General features: G+C 65.1%; 16 protein-coding genes. 7 read left to right on the forward strand and 9 right to left on the reverse strand.

The features are described from left to right. Nucleotides 1–96 precede the first annotated feature (96 nt). The 3 genes from rimK to F9K20_RS07980 form a co-directional block, all read right to left on the reverse strand. The gene (rimK, locus tag F9K20_RS07970) at nucleotides 97–1,002 is read right to left on the reverse strand and encodes a 30S ribosomal protein S6--L-glutamate ligase (protein WP_290999654.1); all 906 of its coding nucleotides are present in this window, start codon (nucleotides 1,000–1,002) and stop codon (nucleotides 97–99) included. A 271-nt stretch (nucleotides 1,003–1,273) separates the two neighbouring features. After that, the gene (locus tag F9K20_RS07975; RefSeq protein ID WP_290999657.1) at nucleotides 1,274–1,540 is read right to left on the reverse strand and encodes a hypothetical protein; all 267 of its coding nucleotides are present in this window, start codon (nucleotides 1,538–1,540) and stop codon (nucleotides 1,274–1,276) included. Between the two features lie 210 nt (nucleotides 1,541–1,750). Beyond that, the gene (locus F9K20_RS07980; RefSeq protein ID WP_290999660.1) at nucleotides 1,751–3,334 is read right to left on the reverse strand and encodes an AMP-binding protein; all 1,584 of its coding nucleotides are present in this window, start codon (nucleotides 3,332–3,334) and stop codon (nucleotides 1,751–1,753) included. A 424-nt stretch (nucleotides 3,335–3,758) separates the two neighbouring features. Here F9K20_RS07980 and F9K20_RS07985 point away from each other — a divergent pair, with 424 nt between their 5' ends. Then, nucleotides 3,759–3,965: a hypothetical protein gene (locus F9K20_RS07985; protein ID WP_290999663.1), complete on the forward strand. Its 207-nt coding sequence runs from the start codon at nucleotides 3,759–3,761 to the stop codon at nucleotides 3,963–3,965. 270 nt (nucleotides 3,966–4,235) lie between these two features. Then, nucleotides 4,236–5,531 carry an O-acetylhomoserine aminocarboxypropyltransferase gene (locus F9K20_RS07990; protein WP_290999667.1) on the forward strand — a complete coding sequence of 432 codons (1,296 nt, stop codon included), beginning with the start codon at nucleotides 4,236–4,238 and terminating at the stop codon, nucleotides 5,529–5,531. A 150-nt stretch (nucleotides 5,532–5,681) separates the two neighbouring features. Here F9K20_RS07990 and F9K20_RS07995 read toward each other — a convergent pair whose 3' ends face one another. After that, nucleotides 5,682–7,136: an MFS transporter gene (locus F9K20_RS07995; RefSeq protein WP_290999899.1), complete on the reverse strand. Its 1,455-nt coding sequence runs from the start codon at nucleotides 7,134–7,136 to the stop codon at nucleotides 5,682–5,684. Nucleotides 7,137–7,225: 89 nt separating this feature from the next. Continuing rightward, nucleotides 7,226–7,531 carry a PadR family transcriptional regulator gene (locus tag F9K20_RS08000; protein ID WP_290999670.1) on the reverse strand — a complete coding sequence of 102 codons (306 nt, stop codon included), beginning with the start codon at nucleotides 7,529–7,531 and terminating at the stop codon, nucleotides 7,226–7,228. Nucleotides 7,532–7,742: 211 nt separating this feature from the next. Between F9K20_RS08000 and F9K20_RS08005 the strand changes: the two genes are divergently transcribed. The 3 genes from F9K20_RS08005 to F9K20_RS08015 all read left to right on the forward strand — a co-directional run bounded on the left by F9K20_RS08005 (nucleotide 7,743) and on the right by F9K20_RS08015 (nucleotide 10,181). Next, nucleotides 7,743–8,258: a hypothetical protein gene (locus F9K20_RS08005; protein ID WP_290999672.1), complete on the forward strand. Its 516-nt coding sequence runs from the start codon at nucleotides 7,743–7,745 to the stop codon at nucleotides 8,256–8,258. Nucleotides 8,259–8,394: 136 nt separating this feature from the next. Beyond that, nucleotides 8,395–8,877 carry a DoxX family protein gene (locus F9K20_RS08010; protein WP_290999675.1) on the forward strand — a complete coding sequence of 161 codons (483 nt, stop codon included), beginning with the start codon at nucleotides 8,395–8,397 and terminating at the stop codon, nucleotides 8,875–8,877. Beyond that, nucleotides 8,874–10,181, forward strand: coding sequence for an APC family permease (locus tag F9K20_RS08015; protein ID WP_290999677.1), 1,308 nt, complete (start codon nucleotides 8,874–8,876; stop codon nucleotides 10,179–10,181). Before F9K20_RS08010 ends, F9K20_RS08015 begins: the two co-directional genes overlap by 4 nt. A gap of 16 nt (nucleotides 10,182–10,197) precedes the next feature. Here the strand turns inward: F9K20_RS08015 and lpxD are convergent, their stop codons facing one another. Further along, complete coding sequence (lpxD, locus tag F9K20_RS08020; RefSeq protein WP_290999679.1) at nucleotides 10,198–11,217, reverse strand: UDP-3-O-(3-hydroxymyristoyl)glucosamine N-acyltransferase; 1,020 nt, start codon at nucleotides 11,215–11,217, stop codon at nucleotides 10,198–10,200. A 338-nt stretch (nucleotides 11,218–11,555) separates the two neighbouring features. On the opposite strand from lpxD, the gene F9K20_RS08025 reads away from it, so the two are divergent. Beyond that, nucleotides 11,556–12,485, forward strand: coding sequence for a glutaminase (locus F9K20_RS08025; protein WP_290999682.1), 930 nt, complete (start codon nucleotides 11,556–11,558; stop codon nucleotides 12,483–12,485). Between the two features lie 39 nt (nucleotides 12,486–12,524). Here the strand turns inward: F9K20_RS08025 and F9K20_RS08030 are convergent, their stop codons facing one another. Beyond that, the gene (locus F9K20_RS08030) at nucleotides 12,525–12,737 is read right to left on the reverse strand and encodes a DUF2735 domain-containing protein (protein WP_290999685.1); all 213 of its coding nucleotides are present in this window, start codon (nucleotides 12,735–12,737) and stop codon (nucleotides 12,525–12,527) included. A gap of 449 nt (nucleotides 12,738–13,186) precedes the next feature. Here F9K20_RS08030 and F9K20_RS08035 point away from each other — a divergent pair, with 449 nt between their 5' ends. Then, the gene (locus F9K20_RS08035; protein WP_290999687.1) at nucleotides 13,187–14,221 is read left to right on the forward strand and encodes a glutamine synthetase beta-grasp domain-containing protein; all 1,035 of its coding nucleotides are present in this window, start codon (nucleotides 13,187–13,189) and stop codon (nucleotides 14,219–14,221) included. 68 nt (nucleotides 14,222–14,289) lie between these two features. On the opposite strand, the gene F9K20_RS08040 is transcribed toward F9K20_RS08035, so the two are convergent. Together F9K20_RS08040 and F9K20_RS08045 are read right to left on the reverse strand one after the other, a co-directional pair. Beyond that, complete coding sequence (locus F9K20_RS08040; protein WP_290999689.1) at nucleotides 14,290–15,858, reverse strand: serine hydrolase; 1,569 nt, start codon at nucleotides 15,856–15,858, stop codon at nucleotides 14,290–14,292. Nucleotides 15,859–15,977: 119 nt separating this feature from the next. After that, on the reverse strand, nucleotides 15,978–17,789 hold the full coding sequence (locus F9K20_RS08045; protein WP_290999691.1) for a class I poly(R)-hydroxyalkanoic acid synthase: 1,812 nt from the start codon (nucleotides 17,787–17,789) through the stop codon (nucleotides 15,978–15,980). Between the last annotated feature and the right edge of the window lie 26 nt (nucleotides 17,790–17,815).

Here is a 17,815-nt window from a genome sequence, read left to right on the forward strand (position 1 = left end):
AGGGCGCGATCAAGACGCCTCGCGAAGTTCGCCTGGCTGTGACTGCAAAGCCCTAACCATGGCTTCCGCGGTGCAAAAAGAGAGGTTGCGGCAACTCTAGCCGACGCCCTTGGTCTCGGTTTTGCCGTAAGAGGCGTTCTGCTCCAGAAAGTCGATGATCTGGCTGGCGATGTCGATGCCGGTGGCGCCCTCTATACCCTCGAGACCGGGCGAGGAGTTAACCTCCATGATCAGCGGTCCGTGGCTGGAGCGTACCATATCGACGCCGCTGACGTTCAGTCCGAGGGCGGTGGCGGCGCGCCCCGCGATGCTACGCTCCTCGCTGGTGAGCTCGATCTGCACTGCCGTGCCGCCACGATGCAGGTTGGCGCGGAACTCGCCCGGCCGGCCGATGCGCTTGGTCGCCGCCACAACCTTGCCGCCGATGACGAGAGCACGGATGTCGGAGCCGTTCGCCTCGCGGATGAACTCCTGCACCATGATGTTGACGTTGGCGGCGCTGAACGCCTCGATGATCGACTTGGCCGAGGCTTCGGTCTCGGCGAGGATGACGCCCATCCCCTGCGTGCCCTCCAGGAGCTTGATGACGACGGGCACGCCGCCGACCTCCTTGATCACGTCCTCCGCTCGGCGCGGGCCGTGTGCAAAGGCGGTGACGGGGAGGCCGATGCCTTCGCGGGCAAGGAGCTGAAGGGCGCGCAGCTTGTCGCGCGAGCGGCCGATGGCGACGCTCTCGTTGAGCGGATAGACGCCCTGCATCTCGAACTGGCGCAGAACGGCGAGGCCGTAGTGGGTGATGGAGGCGCCGATGCGTGGGATGACGGCATCGTACATCGGCAAGCGGCGGCCGTTGTAGCGCAACACCGGCTGGTTGGAGGTGATGTTCATGTGGACGTGGAGCGTATTGACCACGTCGATAGTATGCCCGCGCGCGCGGGCGGCCTCGCACAGCCGTACGTGAGAGTACAATTGCGGATTGCGGGCGAGCATCACGAAGCGCATCGAGCACCCCTAGAGCCTAGTGTGATGATCGAGACGTCCGCTAGTCCTGCCAGCCGCGCTCTGAAGCACACTAGGATCACTACGTTAGCCCGTGTCCTTCCGATCGCGAAATTCGCTCCAAGCACGCCGAGATGAATTTCGCGACAGGACACTAGCCCCCTCAACCGGCAACGAACCGCGACGCGGGGCCAACCGCGTTGCATCATCGGCAATTGAGAGAAAAGTGAGGCTCTGCACTGCGCCGTTTTTGGCGCCGCCCCCAGGGGCGCCGCTAGACGCGGCGTCCCACCTCGATGTCGAGCCGGTTGGGCGTCGAGAAATGGGTAAGCCCGCTGCCTGCAGGGGCGGATACGGCCGGACGGTCACCCTCTTCCTCGGGATCGATGGAGGCGTAAAGGAGCGTTGCCGCGGCCGCGATCGTAACGAACAAGATAATGAGGCCGAGCAGCGTCCGCTTCAGTGCCCACTGGAGCGTCGGCGTCTGCAGCACCACAACGTTCGTACCCTCAACGCGCGCCGGCGTCGTGGTCGTCGACATGGCTTTTCGCACTCTCTTTCGGTGTGGAAAGTCTAGGCGTCCCTCGGGGCGGAGCGCGATGCGACCCGCCTTATGCGCACCATCCATGTAAGACGCCGAGCGCCTGGTCAAGACCTGTTGCGGGGTGCGTCGCGTTCTCGCAGCTGCACGTTGTGGCGGCGCCACGCCAGCCTGCGCAGGCGACCGCTTTTCGGCCTCGCAGCAGGAGGACTAGAGCGCCGGATTGGCTTGGCGTGCGATCTCCACGGTGGCCTGCAGGTCGACCTTGCCCGAGGCGAGGACCGGCACGGCGGCGACGACGAGGATCGATTTCGGCACCCATAGCTCGGGGAAGCCCTCGCGACGCGCGTGGGCGAGCAGCTCGTCCTTGCTGGCCTGCGGCTTATCGGTGACGAGCAGCAGTTGCTCGCCTTTGCGCGGGTCGGGAAAGCTCAACACGACGTGCTGGGCGTCACTCCACAATCCGCACGCGAGGGTCTCGACGGCAGCGAGCGAGACCATTTCGCCGCCGAGCTTGGCGAAGCGCTTGGCGCGCCCGCAAATCCTGATGAAGCCGTCCTCGATGGTGACGATGTCGCCCGTGTCGTGCCAGCCATCCTGCGGGCCGACGATGACGCCCGGGTTGTCGGCCAGCAGATAGCCGGCCATCACGTTGGGCCCGCGCACGAACAGGCGCTTGCCGTCGTTGAGACCCGCCACCGGCTCCAGCCGCGCCTCGATACCCGGCAGCAGGCGCCCGACCGTGCCATGGCGGTTGGTCTCAGGCAGGTTGCAGGCGAGCACCGGGGCGGTCTCGGTGACGCCGTAGCCTTCGAGGATTTCGGTGCCGTTGGCGTGCATGAGCTGGCGGGTCGGATCCTTCACTCTCTCAGCGCCGCAGACGACGTACTTGAGACTCTTGAGCTGCCCCGGCTCGGCGGCGCGCGCATAGCCGGCGAGGAATGTGTCGGTGGCGACCATCAGTGTCGCCTTCACCTTCTCGATGAACTTGGGGATCTGCCGGTAGTGCAGCGGGCTGGGGTAGAGCACGCACTTCACGCCGGCGAAGATGGGCGTGAAGGTGCCGGCGGTGAGGCCGAACGAATGGAAGATCGGCAGCGGGTTGAGCAGCGTCTCGCCCGGAACCAGGACGTTCTGCAGATGGATGCGCGCCTGCTCGACATTGGACACGATATTGGCGTTGGTGAGGACGACGCCCTTGGGCGCGCCTTCGGTTCCCGAGGTGAAGAGGACGATGGCGGGATCTTCGGCCTTGCCCGGGGATGGGGCATAGAGGAACTTGGCGAGTGTGGTACGCACCGCGCCGGCGAGCTTGTCGAGGATGCCGATGCCGGCGCGCACGTCCTCCAGATAGACGATGCGCGTCTTGGCGCCGGGCGCGTACTCGGCGTCGGCGAGCGCGGCGATCAGCTCCTCGAAGTTGCCGGCCTCGACGAAGCGCTTCGAGGTCAAAACGGTGCGCAGCTGAGCGGTGCGGATGGCGGAGGTGAGCGCACGCTTGCCGGCGGAGAAGTTGAGCACCGCGGCGACGCGATCATAGGCGTTGAGGCCGAGCAGGGTGACGGGCAGGCCGACAGCGTTGGGCAGGAGCACGCCGACGGTCTCGCCGCGCTTCGAGAGCTTGGCGAGCCGGCGCCCGAGCACCTGGCTGGCGAGGATCAGGCGGCCGTAGGTCAGCGCGTTGCCGTCGGCATCCTCGAGGATGACGGTATTGATCCCGTTCCTGATCGCGGCTTCGACAAAGCCGGAATAAAGGCTGGTGCGCGCGTTCGCGGGGTCGAATGTTTGCGTCATCGAAACAGGAATTGGCCTGGGGCGCCGACGAGGCGGTTTGCGTCCGTTGTAGCGGGTGAGGGGCGGCGCGCAATCGTCGATCTCCTGCCGCGATGCACAAGAGAGGCGCCGCTGAACGTTGTGCGGCGCAACAAAGCGTTGCCGAAAAATCCGGCATTCCCCGCCGTCCTACGGTTAAGGAGATGTGACCGCGCGCCGCGCCGAGACGCGCTAGCGCCAGCAATGACGGGCGATCCCCGGGCTTCGGGAGGATTTGCCTACTTGTTCGGGAATTGAGCACGAGTTGCTCATGATTGAAACTTGAGCAACCTCCGATTCGGCCTTACCTTTCAAGTAACAACAAACAAGAAGCGACGAGGACACAACCAAGGTGGATCCGGCCCTCTCACGAGGGTGATTTCGGCAGGAACCTTGGGGGTATCCCATGATTGAAGTCGTCGCGATGGTCTGCTTCATCAGCGATCCAAATAAATGCAAGGACGTGCATCTGTCGTTTGCGGCCGAGTCCGTCACGCCGCAGCAGTGCATGATGTACGGCCAGATGGAGCTGGCCAAGTGGACCGAAGGCAATCCCAACTGGCAGATCCGCAAGTTCAGCTGCGCCCGCGCGGGTCGTTTCGCCAAAGCCTAGCCGGCGCGACGACGGGCTGAGGCGGCCGAGCTCGCGGGCCGGCACCGCCTGATCCCATGGCTCCAACCGTTCTCGCACGGGCAACGAGAGCGGACGAGCCGTCAATATCTTGCTCGTCAATGTGCCGAGCGGCGGCAATCCAAGACCTTTGGCCAAGACCTTTGGCCAAGACCTTTGGCCAAGACCTTTGGCTTGACCTTTGCCGTTGACTTAGCTGCCGCCATCGCCTCCCTAGACCGCCATCGATCATGCGGCAAAGCGGAGAAGACGATGCCGGAGACGCCAGCACCAGCGCCCAAGTTCGACACCCTCGCCGTGCATGCGGGCGCCGCCCCCGACGCTTCGACCGGCGCGCGCGCAACGCCGATCTATCAAACCACCTCCTACGTGTTCAACGACGCCGACCACGCCGCGGCGCTGTTCGGACTGGAGGTGTTCGGCAACATCTACACCCGCATCACCAACCCGACGCAGGCGGTGCTCGAAGGGCGCATCGCGGCGCTCGAAGGTGGCACTGCCGCCCTTGCGGTCGCGTCGGGGCACGCGGCGCAGTTCCTCGCCTTCCACACGCTTCTGGAGCCGGGCGATGAGTTCGTCGCCGGGCGCCAGCTCTACGGCGGCTCGGTCAACCAGTTCAATCACTCGTTCAAGAAGTTCAATTGGAACGTCGTGTGGGCCGACGCCACCGACCCCTCCTCGTTCGAGAAGGCGATCACGCCGAAGACGCGGGCGATCTTCTGTGAATCGATCGCCAACCCGGGCGGCATCGTCGTCGATCTGCCGACCATCGCCAAGGTCGCCAAGAAGGCGGGCGTGCCGTTCATCGTCGACAACACGCTGGCCACGCCCTACCTGTGCCGGCCGAAAGAGCACGGCGCCGACATTGTCGTGCACTCGCTGACGAAGTTCATCGGCGGGCACGGCAACTCCATCGGCGGCGTGCTCGTCGACTGCGGCACCTTCGACTGGCTCGGGGCCAAGCACCGCTACAAGACGCTGGTGGAGCCGAATGCCTCCTACAACGGCATGAAGCTGGCCGAGACGTTCGGCAATTTCGCCTTCGCTATCGCCGCGCGCGTCATGGGGCTGCGCGACATCGGCCCGGCGATTTCGCCCATGAATGCCTTTTTGATTCTGACGGGCAGCGAGACGCTGCCGCTCCGCCTACAGCGCCACTGCGAGAATGCGCTGGCCATCGCCACCTGGCTGGAGAAGCATCCGAAAGTGGAGTGGGTCAGCTACGCCGGACTGCCCTCCAGCAAGTACTATGAGCTGCACAAGAAGATCTGCCCCGAGGGCGCCGGCGCAGTGTTCACGTTCGGGCTCAAGGGCGGCTATGAAGCGGGCGTCCAGCTCGTCTCCGGCCTCAAGCTGTTCAGCCATCTCGCCAACATCGGCGACACGAAGAGCCTTGTCATCCACCCCGCCTCGACGACGCACCGGCAATTGACCGACGAGCAGAGGAAGGCGGCGGGGGCGGGGCCGGACGTGGTGCGCCTGTCGGTCGGCATCGAGGACAAGGCCGACCTCATCGCCGACCTGGAGCAGGCCCTGGCGCAGGTGTAGACGCAGGCTTTGGGCGATCAGATACGGAGAGGAGCAGCTCAAGGCTCCCAATGAGCCGCTCGCGGCCGTGAACCGTCGCGTGCAAGTCATCAACTGGACGGATGTGGCAGGCAGGTAAGCCAAGGTATGGCTGGGGAGCGATGATCGAACTCAGTCGACCGACGCAAGCGGTCGGGCGACGCTCTCCAGCGGTTTGCGCTCCGCCGCGATGCCCCAACGCGCGGCGATGCCGGCGGCGGCGAGCATCAGCACAGCGCCGAGCAGATAGCCACCAAAGACGCTGAAGCGCGAGCCGGTCTCGATGAGCAGACCGAGGAGCCATGGACCCAAGACGCCGCCAACGCCAGTGCCGATGGCGTAGAAGAAGGCAATGGCCAGCGCACGCATCTCGAGCGGAAATGTCTCGCTGACGGTGAGGTAGGCAGCGCTGGCGGCAGCTGAGGCGAAGAAGAAGATGACCATCCAGGCCACGGTCAGCGATGCCGGCGCGACGACATCGATCGCGAACAGGTATCCCGTTGCCGCCAGCAGCACGCCGGAGACCGCATAGGTGAAGGCGAGCATCGGCCGGCGCCCGACCGTGTCGAACAGGCGCCCGAGCACAACCGGACCGAGGAAATTGCCGGCGGCGAACGGGAGCAGATACCAGCCGATGTGCTGTGACGGGACGCTGTAGAAATCGATCAGGATGAGCGCGTAGGTAAAGAAGATCGCGTTGTAGAAGAACGCTTGCGCGGCCATCAAGCTGAGGCCTACGGCGGTGCGGCGGCGCTGCGCCCGAAACAGAGTGGCGGCGACCTCGGTGAGGCTGGTGTGCGTTCGCATTTGCAGCCGCAGTGTGGAAAGCGGCTCCGGCGCAGGATGATAGCTGGCCATTGCGCAGCGCCGCTCGATGTCGGCGACGATCGCCTCGGCCTCCAGAGGTCGCCCGTGCGTGACGAGCCAGCGCGGGCTTTCGGGGATCCACATGCGCAGGAAGAAAATGACGAGGCTCAAGGCGCCGCCGAAGAGGAACGCCAGACGCCATCCGGCATCGGCGGCGAACAAGCCGGGTTGCAGGAGGACGATCGATCCGGCCGCTCCGATCGCTGCTCCGAGCCAGAAGCTGCCGTTGATGACGAGATCGGTCCAGCCCCGCGCGCGGGCGGGGACGAGCTCCTGGATCGTCGAGTTGATGGCCGAGTACTCACCCCCGATGCCGGCGCCGGTAAGAAAGCGAAACAGCATGAAGCTCCAGGCGTTCCATGACAGAGCGGTGGCACAGGTCGCGAGCAGATAGACCGCCAGCGTGATGAAGAAGAGTTTCTTGCGGCCGAACCGATCGGTCAGCCAGCCGAAGAACAGCGCGCCGAGCACCGCGCCGGCCAGATAGGCGCTGCCGGCGAGGCCGATCTCGGTATTGCTGAAGCGGAGGGACGGACTTTCCTTCAGCGCGCCGGAAACGGCGCCCGCCAGCGTGACCTCGAGGCCATCAAGGATCCAGGTGATGCCGAGGGCGACGACGACCAGCGTGTGAAAGCGCGCCCACGGAAGGCGATCGAGGCGCGCCGGGATGTCGGTTTCGACGATCGCGTCCGTTGCCGGTAAGCCGGCGTATGGCGGCACACGGCTGCGTTCTGCGAGGTTCGTTGCCACGGGCGCCTCTTTGCGCGAACCGCAGCATTCCTAACGTGCCCCCCGCGGCGCCAGTTCCCTCACCGCTGCTCGATCAGCTCGCCGACAAGCTCCCGCAGCTTCACCTTCGCTTCCTCAAGCGCGGCGCGGCCGCGTGCGGTCGTCCGATAGAGGCGGCGCCCGGTGCGTCCCAGGCGCTTCGCGCGCGAGCGCAGGTAGCCCTTACGCTCCAGCGCATGCAGCATGGGATAGAGCGTGCCTGCGCTGAGGCGATAGCCGTGTCGGCCGAGCTCCTCGATGATCCATTGCCCATAGATTTCGCCCTCTTGCGCGTGGTGCAGAATATGCAGCCGGACGAAGCCGGTAAGCAGGTCTTGATGGGCCATGCGAAAGTCCTCGGGTGTCCCTTGTCTCGCGCCGCGATGGGTTCACGGTCTTATTTGAGTATTGATAATCGAAACCCGAGTACAAAGCAGCGGCTCACATGCGCGGGCGGAAGAATTGAGTTGACGGCGATCTCTGTCCGTGGCTATCGAATTTCGATATTCATGGAAAAGGCGACAGGCCAGGCAGGCTGGCCCATGGGGAGCCGAAACGATGGCAAGTCGATTCTCGCGCGCGACTGCGTTCGGCTTTGTGGCTGCGGCGCTGCTCTCTGTCGCCGTCGTTGCCGAACCTGGCGATGCGCCTGACAGGAAGCCGGACGACTGGCTGCTCAATGCCCCCGACGATGCGGCGCGCTTCAAGCTGCTGCAGCGCTACCTGCGCGGCTTCGATCAGCCGATGTGGGAGGTGGGCGAGCGCTTTGAGTCGATCTATGACGCGTTGACCGACGAGAACTACGAGCTCGCCGCCTATCACTGGGAAAAGATCAGGACGACGATCGTCAATGGCTACCTGAAGCGGCCCAAGCGCCAAGCCAATGCGGATGCCTTGTTCGTCAATGGCGCTTACCAGCCGGTGCTCGATGGCTTCCGGTCGAAGGATCGTGACAAGGCCTGGGACGCCTTCGAGCTGGCGCGCAATACCTGCCAGTCCTGCCACGAGGCGGAGAAGGTGGGCTTCATCAACAACCAGCCGCTGTTCCGCAAGGCGCCTCCGCAACAGAAGTAGTGGGAACGTAACGTTTGGCTGCGCCTTCGCCGGGCGGTGACTTGACCTCGTCACATTGATAATCGAAAGTCGATATTGGAAACCGATTGGGCCGGCCTGCGTTTCACTTGCGCGCCGAGCAGAGAGGAAAGCTGACGTGGATTGGGGTGCACTGTCGCGAACGAGCGCGTCGGGCTGGACCATCCTCATCCGCCTGCTCGTCGGCCTCGTTGTGTTCTTCCAGGAGGGCATTCAGAAGCTCATCTTCCCGGAGATTCTGGGCGCGGGCCGCTTTGCGCGCATCGGCATCCCCTACCCGGAGTTCACCGGTCCTTTCGTCGGCGTGGTCGAGCTCGTCTGCGGAGCGCTCATCATCGTCGGCTTGTTGACCCGGCTCGCTGCGATCCCGCTCATCGTCATCATGCTCGTGGCGCTCATCTCGACCAAGCTGCCGATCTTGCTCGGCCATGACGTGGGCATCTTCCACCTGTCGGCTGATATCAAGCGCCTCGGCTTCTGGAGCGCACTGCACGAGGCGCGCGCCGACCTCACCATGCTCTTGGGTTCTCTCTACCTGCTCATCGAGGGTGGTGGCCGATGGTCGTTGGATGCGCTTCTGTCGAACAGGGGGGAGAGATGATTGACGTCCGCGCCATGGGCGCGCTGAGGCGCGAGATCGGGCTTCCCGGTGCCACGATGATGGGGCTGGGCTCGATGGTGGGGACGGGGGTGTTCGTCAGCATCGGCATCGCCGCCGGTGTCGCCGGACCTGCCGTGCTGCTGGCGATCGCCCTCGCCGCCGTCGTCGCCACCTGCAATGCGCTGAGCAGTGCCCAGCTCGCCGCCGCCAAGCCGGTGAGTGGCGGCACCTACGAATACGGCTATGCCTACCTCACACCCTGGCTCGGCTTCAGCGCCGGATGGATGTTCCTGTGCGCCAAATCCGCCTCCGCGGCCACGGCCGCGCTCGGCTTCGCCGGCTATCTCATGCATGCGGCGGGGATCGAGGGTTTCGTCGTGCCGGGGGCCGTCATGGCCGCCGCGGTGCTCACGGCCATCGTCCTCGCCGGCATTCGCGCCTCGAACCGCGTTAATGCCGTGATTGTCTCGGTGACGGTTCTATCGCTGACCTTCTTTGTGCTCGCCGGGCTCTTCTCGCTGCCAACCGATTGGCGGGAGCACTGGACGCCATTCTGGCAGCCAACGGAGCAGAGCAACGCCGGCGCGGTGGGCGACTTCCTGCAGGCGACGGCGTTGATGTTCGTCGCCTTCACCGGCTATGCGCGCATCGCCACATTGGGCGAAGAGGTGCACGACCCCCGGCACACCATCCCCAAGGCAATCATCGCGACCCTCATCGTCTCGGCGTTGCTCTACATTTCGGTCGGCGCGGTCGGTATCGCGGCGATCGGCGCTGAGCGCATGGCCGGCGCCGCGCAAACCGAGGTCGCGCCACTGCAAGTCGCGGCGGCCACGTTTGCCGCCCCCGGCGCGCTCGCCGTCATCACCGCGGGCGCCGTGACGGCGATGCTGAGCGTGCTCCTCAACCTGATCCTCGGTCTGTCGCGCATGCTTCTCGCCATGGGACGCCGCGGCGACATGCCGGGGCGCCTCGCCTTCATCAGCCCGTCCGGCTCGCCCTCGGCGGCCATCATTGTGGTGGGGATCGCGATCGGCGCGCTGACGCTGCTCGGCGACGTGAAGCTCACATGGTCGTTCAGCGCCTTCACCGTCCTCATCTATTATGCCATCACCAACCTCGCGGCGTTGCGGCTGCCGCGCGAGCAGCGCATGTATTCGCCGCTCTTCGCCTGGGGTGGCCTTGCCAGCTGCCTGTTTCTGGCCTTCTGGGTCGAGTGGCAGGTTTGGCTTGCGGGTCTCGGGCTGATCGCGCTTGGGCTCGTCTGGCATGGGGTGGCCGCGCGGCTGCGGGCGCCTGCCTAACCATCCTCTTCTGCCGCTACTCAACCTTCTTGGAGAGACGGGCGATCCCGATCGTCTGGCGGTGCCAGGACTTGATCGCCACGGCGGGAAATCCGCCGACCACGGCCCCTGGCTCCACATCGCGCATGACGCCGCTCTTGGCCGCGATCTGCGCGCGTGCCCCGATGGTGAGATGATCGGCGACGCCCGTCTGGCCGCCCATCATGACGCCGTCGCCCACCACCGTGCTGCCGGCGATGCCGACTTGCGCGCAGATCACGCAGTGGCGCCCAAGCCGCACGTTGTGCGCGATGTGGACGAGATTATCGAGGACGCTGCCGGCGCCGATCACGGTATCGTCGGTGGCGCCGCGATCGATGGCGCAATTGGCGCCGATCTTGACGCCTTCCTCGATGACGACGCGGCCAAGCTGCAACATGCGCTCGAGGCTCATCGGCCCCGGCACGAAGCCGAAGCCCTGCGAGCCGACGGTGACGCAGGTCTCGATCTCGACCCGGTGTCCGATCAGCGCATGGCTGATGCAACTGTTGGCGCCGATCCTGCAATCATCGCCGATGAGGACGCCGTCGCCGACGACCACGTTGGCGCCGATGTGGCAGCGCTCACCGATGTCGACGTCGCGCCCGATGATGGCGCCGGCATCGACCTGCGCTCCCAGCCCGATAGAGGCGCTCGGATGCACACTGGCGGTCGGGTGCACGCCGGGTTGAAGCGCCTGCGGCGGATAGAAGAGCCGTCCCACCTGGGCATAGGCACGGCGTGGGTCGTCGACGTAGATGAGGCGGCTGGATGCGGCGGCGTGATGCGCGAGCTTGCGAGTAATGATGATGGCCCCGGCGCGGCTCGGCGCCAGCGCATCGAGATAGCGCACGTCGGTGAAGACGCTGATGTCATCCGGGCCGGCGGATTCGAGGGCGGCGATATCGTGAATGGAAACGGCCTCATCAGCGGGAAGCAGGGGCTCGGCGCCGACGACCGTGGCGATGTCCCCGAGCGGAAACGGGCCGGCGCGATGGAAGAAACGTGCGTCAGCCATGGGGCCACCTTTTCGGATGAAGGGGCGCTACGGCGGGCCCCAACGCAACTGTCTCCGGCAGCATAGAGGTACCGGCGCACCTATGCGCGGAAATTCTCACAGCATGTAAACGTGTCACGGACCGGCGATCACCGGTATGTGGAGGATGAGCAACCTCAATTGGAGTGTCCGACTTGCGGGGGCGCTCGGCGCATTCCCGTTCTGGTTCAATATCGTCGCGACCAGCGGAGGTGCTGCGGCTAGAGGCATCCTTCCAGGCGGCGCGGCGCTCGCGCATTGTGTGCCGATGCGCGCTGCTCTGGACCTCGGAGCGGCCGACCACTGAAAGCGGCGCCCTAGTGTCGAAGCTCGAAACCGTCGTCAAGGACATCGTCGATGAGATGCGGGGAAGGCCGCATCGCGGCGAGGTGGCGAGCTATATCCCCGAACTCGCCCGCGCCGATCCCAAGGCGTTCGGTCTCGTCGTCGTCGACGCGGATGGCCACGTCGTCGCGGCGGGCGATGCCGACACCCCGTTCTCGATCCAAAGCATCTCGAAGGTGTTCACGCTGACGCTGGCCCTGGGCAAGATCGGCGACCGGCTGTGGACACGCGTCGGTCGCGAGCCGTCGGGGAGCCGCTTCAACTCCATCGTGCAGCTCGAGTACGAGCGCGGCATCCCGCGCAACCCGTTCATCAACGCCGGCGCCATCGCCGTCACGGATGCGATCGTTGCTGGACATCAGCCGCGCGAGGCGCTGGGCGAGATCCTGCGCTTCATGCGGTTCGTCGCCGCCGACGACACGATCGTCATCGATGACGCCGTCGCCGCCTCCGAGCAGCGCACCGGGTTTCGCAACGTGGCGCTCGCCAACTACATGAAATCGTTCGGCGTCATCGAGAACCCGGTCGAGTTTACCCTGGGTGTCTACTTCCACCATTGCGCCATCGCCATGTCGTGCCGGCAGCTGGCCATGGCGGGACGCTTCCTGGCGCACTTCGGCCATAATCCGTCGACGGTGCTGCCGGTGGCGACGCCCGAGCGCGCGCGGCGCATCAACGCGCTGATGCTCACCTGCGGGCACTACGACGGATCGGGGGAGTTCGCCTATCGCGTGGGCCTGCCGGGCAAGAGCGGGGTGGGGGGCGGCATCCTGGCGATCGCGCCGGGGAAAGCCTCGATCGCCGTATGGTCGCCGGGCCTCGATGCCTCGGGCAACTCGCAGCTCGGCCAATTGGCGCTCGAGCGGCTCAGCAAGCGAATGGAGTGGTCCATCTTCGGAGCGTGACGCCCGGATGGCGCCACGCGCGGACATTCCTTAAAGGCCCTAGCGGCCCAAGGAGTCCTCGGCCTCCTCGACAGCCTCCTGGTGGTACCAGCTCGAGCCGTAGACGATGTGCGGCGCGGACTCGGCGGCGGCGCGAAGCGATGCGGTGCGGGGGGAAGGCATAGTGTTGGTGCGGTAGCCCTTGAGGGGCGCCCGGCCGCCGGCCGGGAAGGCATAGATCTTGGCCGTGGGCCGGTGGGTCTGGGTAGCCATTTTCCTCGGTCCTCTCTTCTCGTTCGACCTCGTCATTCTCCAATCGACGCAGTGCTCGTGCACTGATTCAGATCATCTCATGTCGGGAACCATCATCCGATATCCAATTGGATCGTTGCACAATAATAGGTCAGCAAGTGCCCATATTATGGGCACGCCATGAATTGCATCTTTCGCTAGCATTCCCCTCCAGGGTGAACTCATTCAGCTGCCGCCGGTTCCGCGCCTTGCGCTGCGAGCCGGACGAGTTCGCACCGAAATGCGCGGGGAGGTCGGATGGTCGGTGAGGCGTCTGAGGGGTTGTTGCGCGATCTCGCGCGTCCTGACGCGACCGCATCCGTTCTGCACCGCACGTGGATCATCGATGCCCGTCAGCGGGGCCGTTCGGCCGCCGTGCGGGCACCAGGACCATCTCAGCCTCGCATCGTCAAACTAGGAGAGACCCAGCAATGACGAAGTACAAGCTCGAGTACATTTGGCTCGACGGATACACGCCGGTTCCCAATCTGCGCGGCAAGACGCAGATCAAGGAGTACGCCTCGTTCCCGAGCCTCGAGGAGCTGCCGCTGTGGGGCTTCGACGGCTCTTCGACGATGCAGGCTGAGGGCCACAGCTCCGACTGCGTGCTGAAGCCGGTCGCCGTGTATCCGGACGGCGCGCGCACCAACGGCGTGCTCGTCATGTGCGAGGTCATGATGCCCGACGGCGTCACCCCGCACGCCTCCAACAAGCGCGCCACCATTCTCGACGATCCCGGCGCCTGGTTCGGATTCGAGCAGGAGTACTTCTTCTACAAGAACAGCCGTCCGCTCGGCTTCCCGGACTACGGCTATCCGCCGCCGCAGGGACCCTACTACACCGGCGTCGGCTTCGCGAACGTCGGTGACGTTGCCCGCGAGATCGTCGAGAAGCACCTTGACCTCTGCCTCTACGCCGGCATCAACCACGAAGGCATCAACGCCGAGGTGGCCAAGGGCCAGTGGGAATTCCAGATCTTCGGCAAGGGCTCCAGGAAGGCCGCCGACGAGATGTGGATGGCCCGCTACCTGATGCTGCGCCTCACCGAGAAGTACGGCATCGACATCGAGTTCCACTGCAAGCCGCTCGGCGACACCGACTGGAACGGCTCGGGCATGCATGCCAACTTCTCGACCGCCTACATGCGCGAGGTCGGCGGCAAGGAGTACTTCGAGGCGCTGATGAAGGAGTTCGAGAAGAACCTCCACGACCACATCGCCGTCTACGGCCCCGACAACGACAAGCGCCTGACCGGCAAGCATGAGACGGCGCCGTGGAACAAGTTCAGCTACGGCGTTGCCGACCGCGGCGCCTCTATCCGCGTGCCGCACTCGTTCATCAAGAACGGATACAAGGGCTATCTGGAAGATCGCCGCCCGAACTCGCAGGGCGACCCCTACCAGATCGCCTCGCAGATCCTGAAGACGATCTCGGCCGTTCCGACCGCTGCCGCCAAGGCTGCGTAAGCGTCCGGTAGCTAAGAAAAGTGGCGGCGCCGAACTCCCGTCCGGCGCCGCATTTTTTCACAAGGCAATCACATGCGCGGGCTCTGGCGCCGGTACTCGAGGCCGCGCAGGCCCCAGCTGGCGAATATGAAGGCACCTGCCACCACGCGCAGCGCGATGCCCTCGTCGGTGACGAGTTCGCCCTCGGCCCCGGTCCGCAAGCGTCGCTCCTTGCCCAGCAAGTTGGCTGCGAGATGCTCGCCTTCCGCGCGCAGCTCGATGTGGCCGTCGCATTCCTCGCTGGTGTAGCGGCCAGCGTAGTGCGCGAGGTCGGGCGCCCAGGCTTCGATGGCCACATAGTCGGCGACCTCGTCGTCGAGCTGCACCGAAAGGTGAAGCCGTTCGTCCGGCGCCGCATGTCCGACGGCGATGAACGCGTCGCCGCCCGCATGGAATTGCAGCAGGCCGTCAGCACGCGCCGTGAGTGCGTACCTGCCGTCGCCCCAGGCAATCGACAGACCCTGCTCGTCCTGCAGGATGCGGAGATACTGGCCGAATTCCCCGCGATACGTCCCTGCTTGGACGGGCCGGTAATCGGCGCCTGCGCGCAGTGCGATCAGGTGTGGCAACGGCTGCGCTTGTGCATCCTCGGGCAGATCGAGGTGGAGCGCGGCGACCTTCTCGGCAAGCGCGCACGCATCGGTGTCGTCGCGGTTGCTCAGCACGATGACACTCAAGTGCCGCTCGGGAAAGCGCAGCAGCTCGCTGCGATAGCCGGCCCAGCCGCCGCCGTGACTGACGGCGGCGAGGGCGCCGCGCCGCGAGAGAAAGAGGCCGCCACCGTAGCCAACGGCATGTCCGTCGTTCAAGACGCCCGAGCGCAGCATCGCGTCGATTATGGTGCGGTCGCCTACGCGCGGAGCGTAGAAATTGGCGTCCCACAGGGCGAGGTCGCGCACCGTGGTATGAACCTGGCCATCGCCGGTCTGCTCCCAGGCCGATTCGGCGATGCTTGTTCCCGCCTCCGAGACCGAATACCCGCGCGCGAGCTGTGCAATGCCCACCGGATAGCGGTCGACGACCGAGGTGCTCGTCATGCCGAGGGGGGAAAAGATATTGGCGTGCGAAAAATCCTTCAGCGACTGGCGGCTGGCGCGCTCAATGATGAGCGACATCAGGAAGTAGCCCGTGTTGCTGTAGGCGAATGCGCGCCCCGGCTCATCGTCGGCTCCACGCTGGCGTACGACCGCCGCGAGCGCCTCATGGCGCGTCGTGCGCTCGGTGAAGGTGCGGCCACCGAGCAGTAGCAGCTCGATGTAGCTTCTAAGTCCCCCGGTATGGTGCATGAGGTGGCGTAGCGTCACGGCATCGGCGTAGGGCGGCAACTCGGGGACGAACTTGCGCACGCAATCGTCGAGGGCGAGCCGGCCATCGCGAGCGAGCAGCAGCAGGGCGAAAGCGGTGAATTGCTTGGACGTCGAGGCAATGTTGAAAACGGTGTCGGCATCGATGCGCGTGCCCCGCTCGATGTCGGCGAAGCCATAGCCGGCAGCATGCACGAGCTCGCCGTTGTGGATGACGCCAACGGCGCAGCCTGGCTGCATGCCGCACTGGAACCTTTCAAACATGGAGCCGGTGTTGTCGCTCGGCGCGGGCATTGGTCGGCTACTAAACCTTGGCGCCGAGCACGGCGGCCCGCAGCCAACCGATGCGGCCAACCATATGGTGCTCGACGTGCAGCCGCGGTCGGATCATGGCTCTCTGCTGAGAGGGCGGCTCAGGACTTCATCTTCACGTAGGCGCCTGGCGCGTCCTCGATGACGCCCAGCCCCTCGCCCGGCTCGCGCGGCAGCGTCCACTCGCCCGAAAGCTCGTGCAGCCATTCCGCCCAATGCGGCCACCATGAGCCCGGATGCTCCTTCGCCGTCGCCAGCCACTGCTCGAGCGTCTTGGCACGCTTGCCGCTCGTCCAATACTGGTACTTTACCTTGTCGGGCGGGTTGACGACGCCGGCGATGTGCCCCGATCCCGACAGGACGAACTCGACCTCGCCGCCGAACAGCTGGGCGCCTGTGTAGACCGAGCGCGCCGGCGCGATGTGGTCCTCCTTGGTGGCGAGCTCGAAGACGGGGATCTTCACCTTATGCATGTCGAGGCGCGCACCGGCGAGGGTGAGCTCGCCCTTCGCCAGCCGGTTCTCGTTATAGAACTCGCGCAGGTAGTAGTTGTGGTTAGCCGCCGCCATGCGTGTCGAATCCTGGTTCCAGTACAGGAGGTCGAAGGGAAACGGCTTCTTGCCAAGCAGGTAGTTGTTGACGATGTACGGCCAGATGAGGTCGCGCGGGCGCAGCATGTTGAACACGTTGGCCATGCGCGAGCCGTCGAGGTAGCCGCGCTCCGACATCAGCGTGTTCAGCGCCTCGAGCTGATCGGCGTCGGTGAACAGGAGGAGATCGCCGGCATACTGGAAGTCGATCTGCGTGGCGAGGAAGCTGGCGGAGTTGAACACCTCCTCGCCGCGCGCAGCGAGGTAGGCCAGGGTAGTGGCGAGAAGCGTGCCGCCGACGCAATAGCCGACGACATTGACCTTATCGACACCAGTTTCGCGCTTCACCTCATCCGCGGCGGTGAGGATGCCCTCCTGCATGTAATCCTCGAACGACTTGTGCGAGAGGGATGCATCAGGGTTCACCCACGAGATGACGAACACGGTAAGGCCCTGATCGACGAGAAACTTGATCAGGCTCTTCGCCGGCGTCAGATCGAGAATGTAATATTTGTTGATCCACGGCGGCACGATGAGCAGTGGCAGCTCACGCACCTTGTCGGTTGTCGACGTGTACTGGATCAGCTGGAAGATGTCGTTCTGGTAGACGATCTTGCCGGGCGTCGTCGCCAGATTGCGGCCGACCTCGAAGGCGGCGACGTCGGTCTGGCTGATCTTCAACAGGTCGCCGGATTTCTTCATGTCCTCGGCCAGAAGCGACATCCCCTGCACGAGGTTTTCTGCATTGGTCGACAGCGTCTCGCGCAGCACCTCGGGGTTGGTGAAGGGGAAGTTCGACGGCGACAGTGCGCTCGCCACCTGGCGCAGATAGAACTCGGCGCGCTGGCGCGTGCGATCATCGAGGCCACTGGTGTTGTGCAGCATGTCCTCGGCCCACCTGGCGGTGACGAGGTACGCCTGCTTCCAAAAGTCGAAGTAAGGGTTGGCCGACCACTCCGGGTCCTTGAAGCGGCTGTCGCCCGGCTCCGGCTCGGCGACCGGCTCGACGTCCTCGCCGAACATGCGGCGCACGGTGTTGTTCCACAGCTCCGCGTAGGAGCGCAGCAGCGTGCCCTGCGCCTCGGCGAAGCGCGCCGGATCGGCCAGCCACTGGCGGGCGAGATCCGTGAGCGTATTGGTTGCCTCGGTGACCTCGGTGGCGGCCGAGTAGGGGCCGAGCTTGGCGTCGTTACGCTCGATGAACTCGGTAAGCACGTTGCCGCCCTGCTCGAACAAGCGCAGCAGGTTGCGGGCCAGCTCCTCGGCGTTTACCGACTGGTAGGGTAGGAGGTCGGTTTCGATCTCGTGTATAGGCTTGGGCATTTGACCCTTAATCGCGTTTGCGGTCG

It is taken from the genome of Hyphomicrobium sp. (assembly GCF_009026145.1).
In the GTDB taxonomy this organism is placed as follows: domain Bacteria; phylum Pseudomonadota; class Alphaproteobacteria; order Rhizobiales; family Hyphomicrobiaceae; genus Hyphomicrobium_A.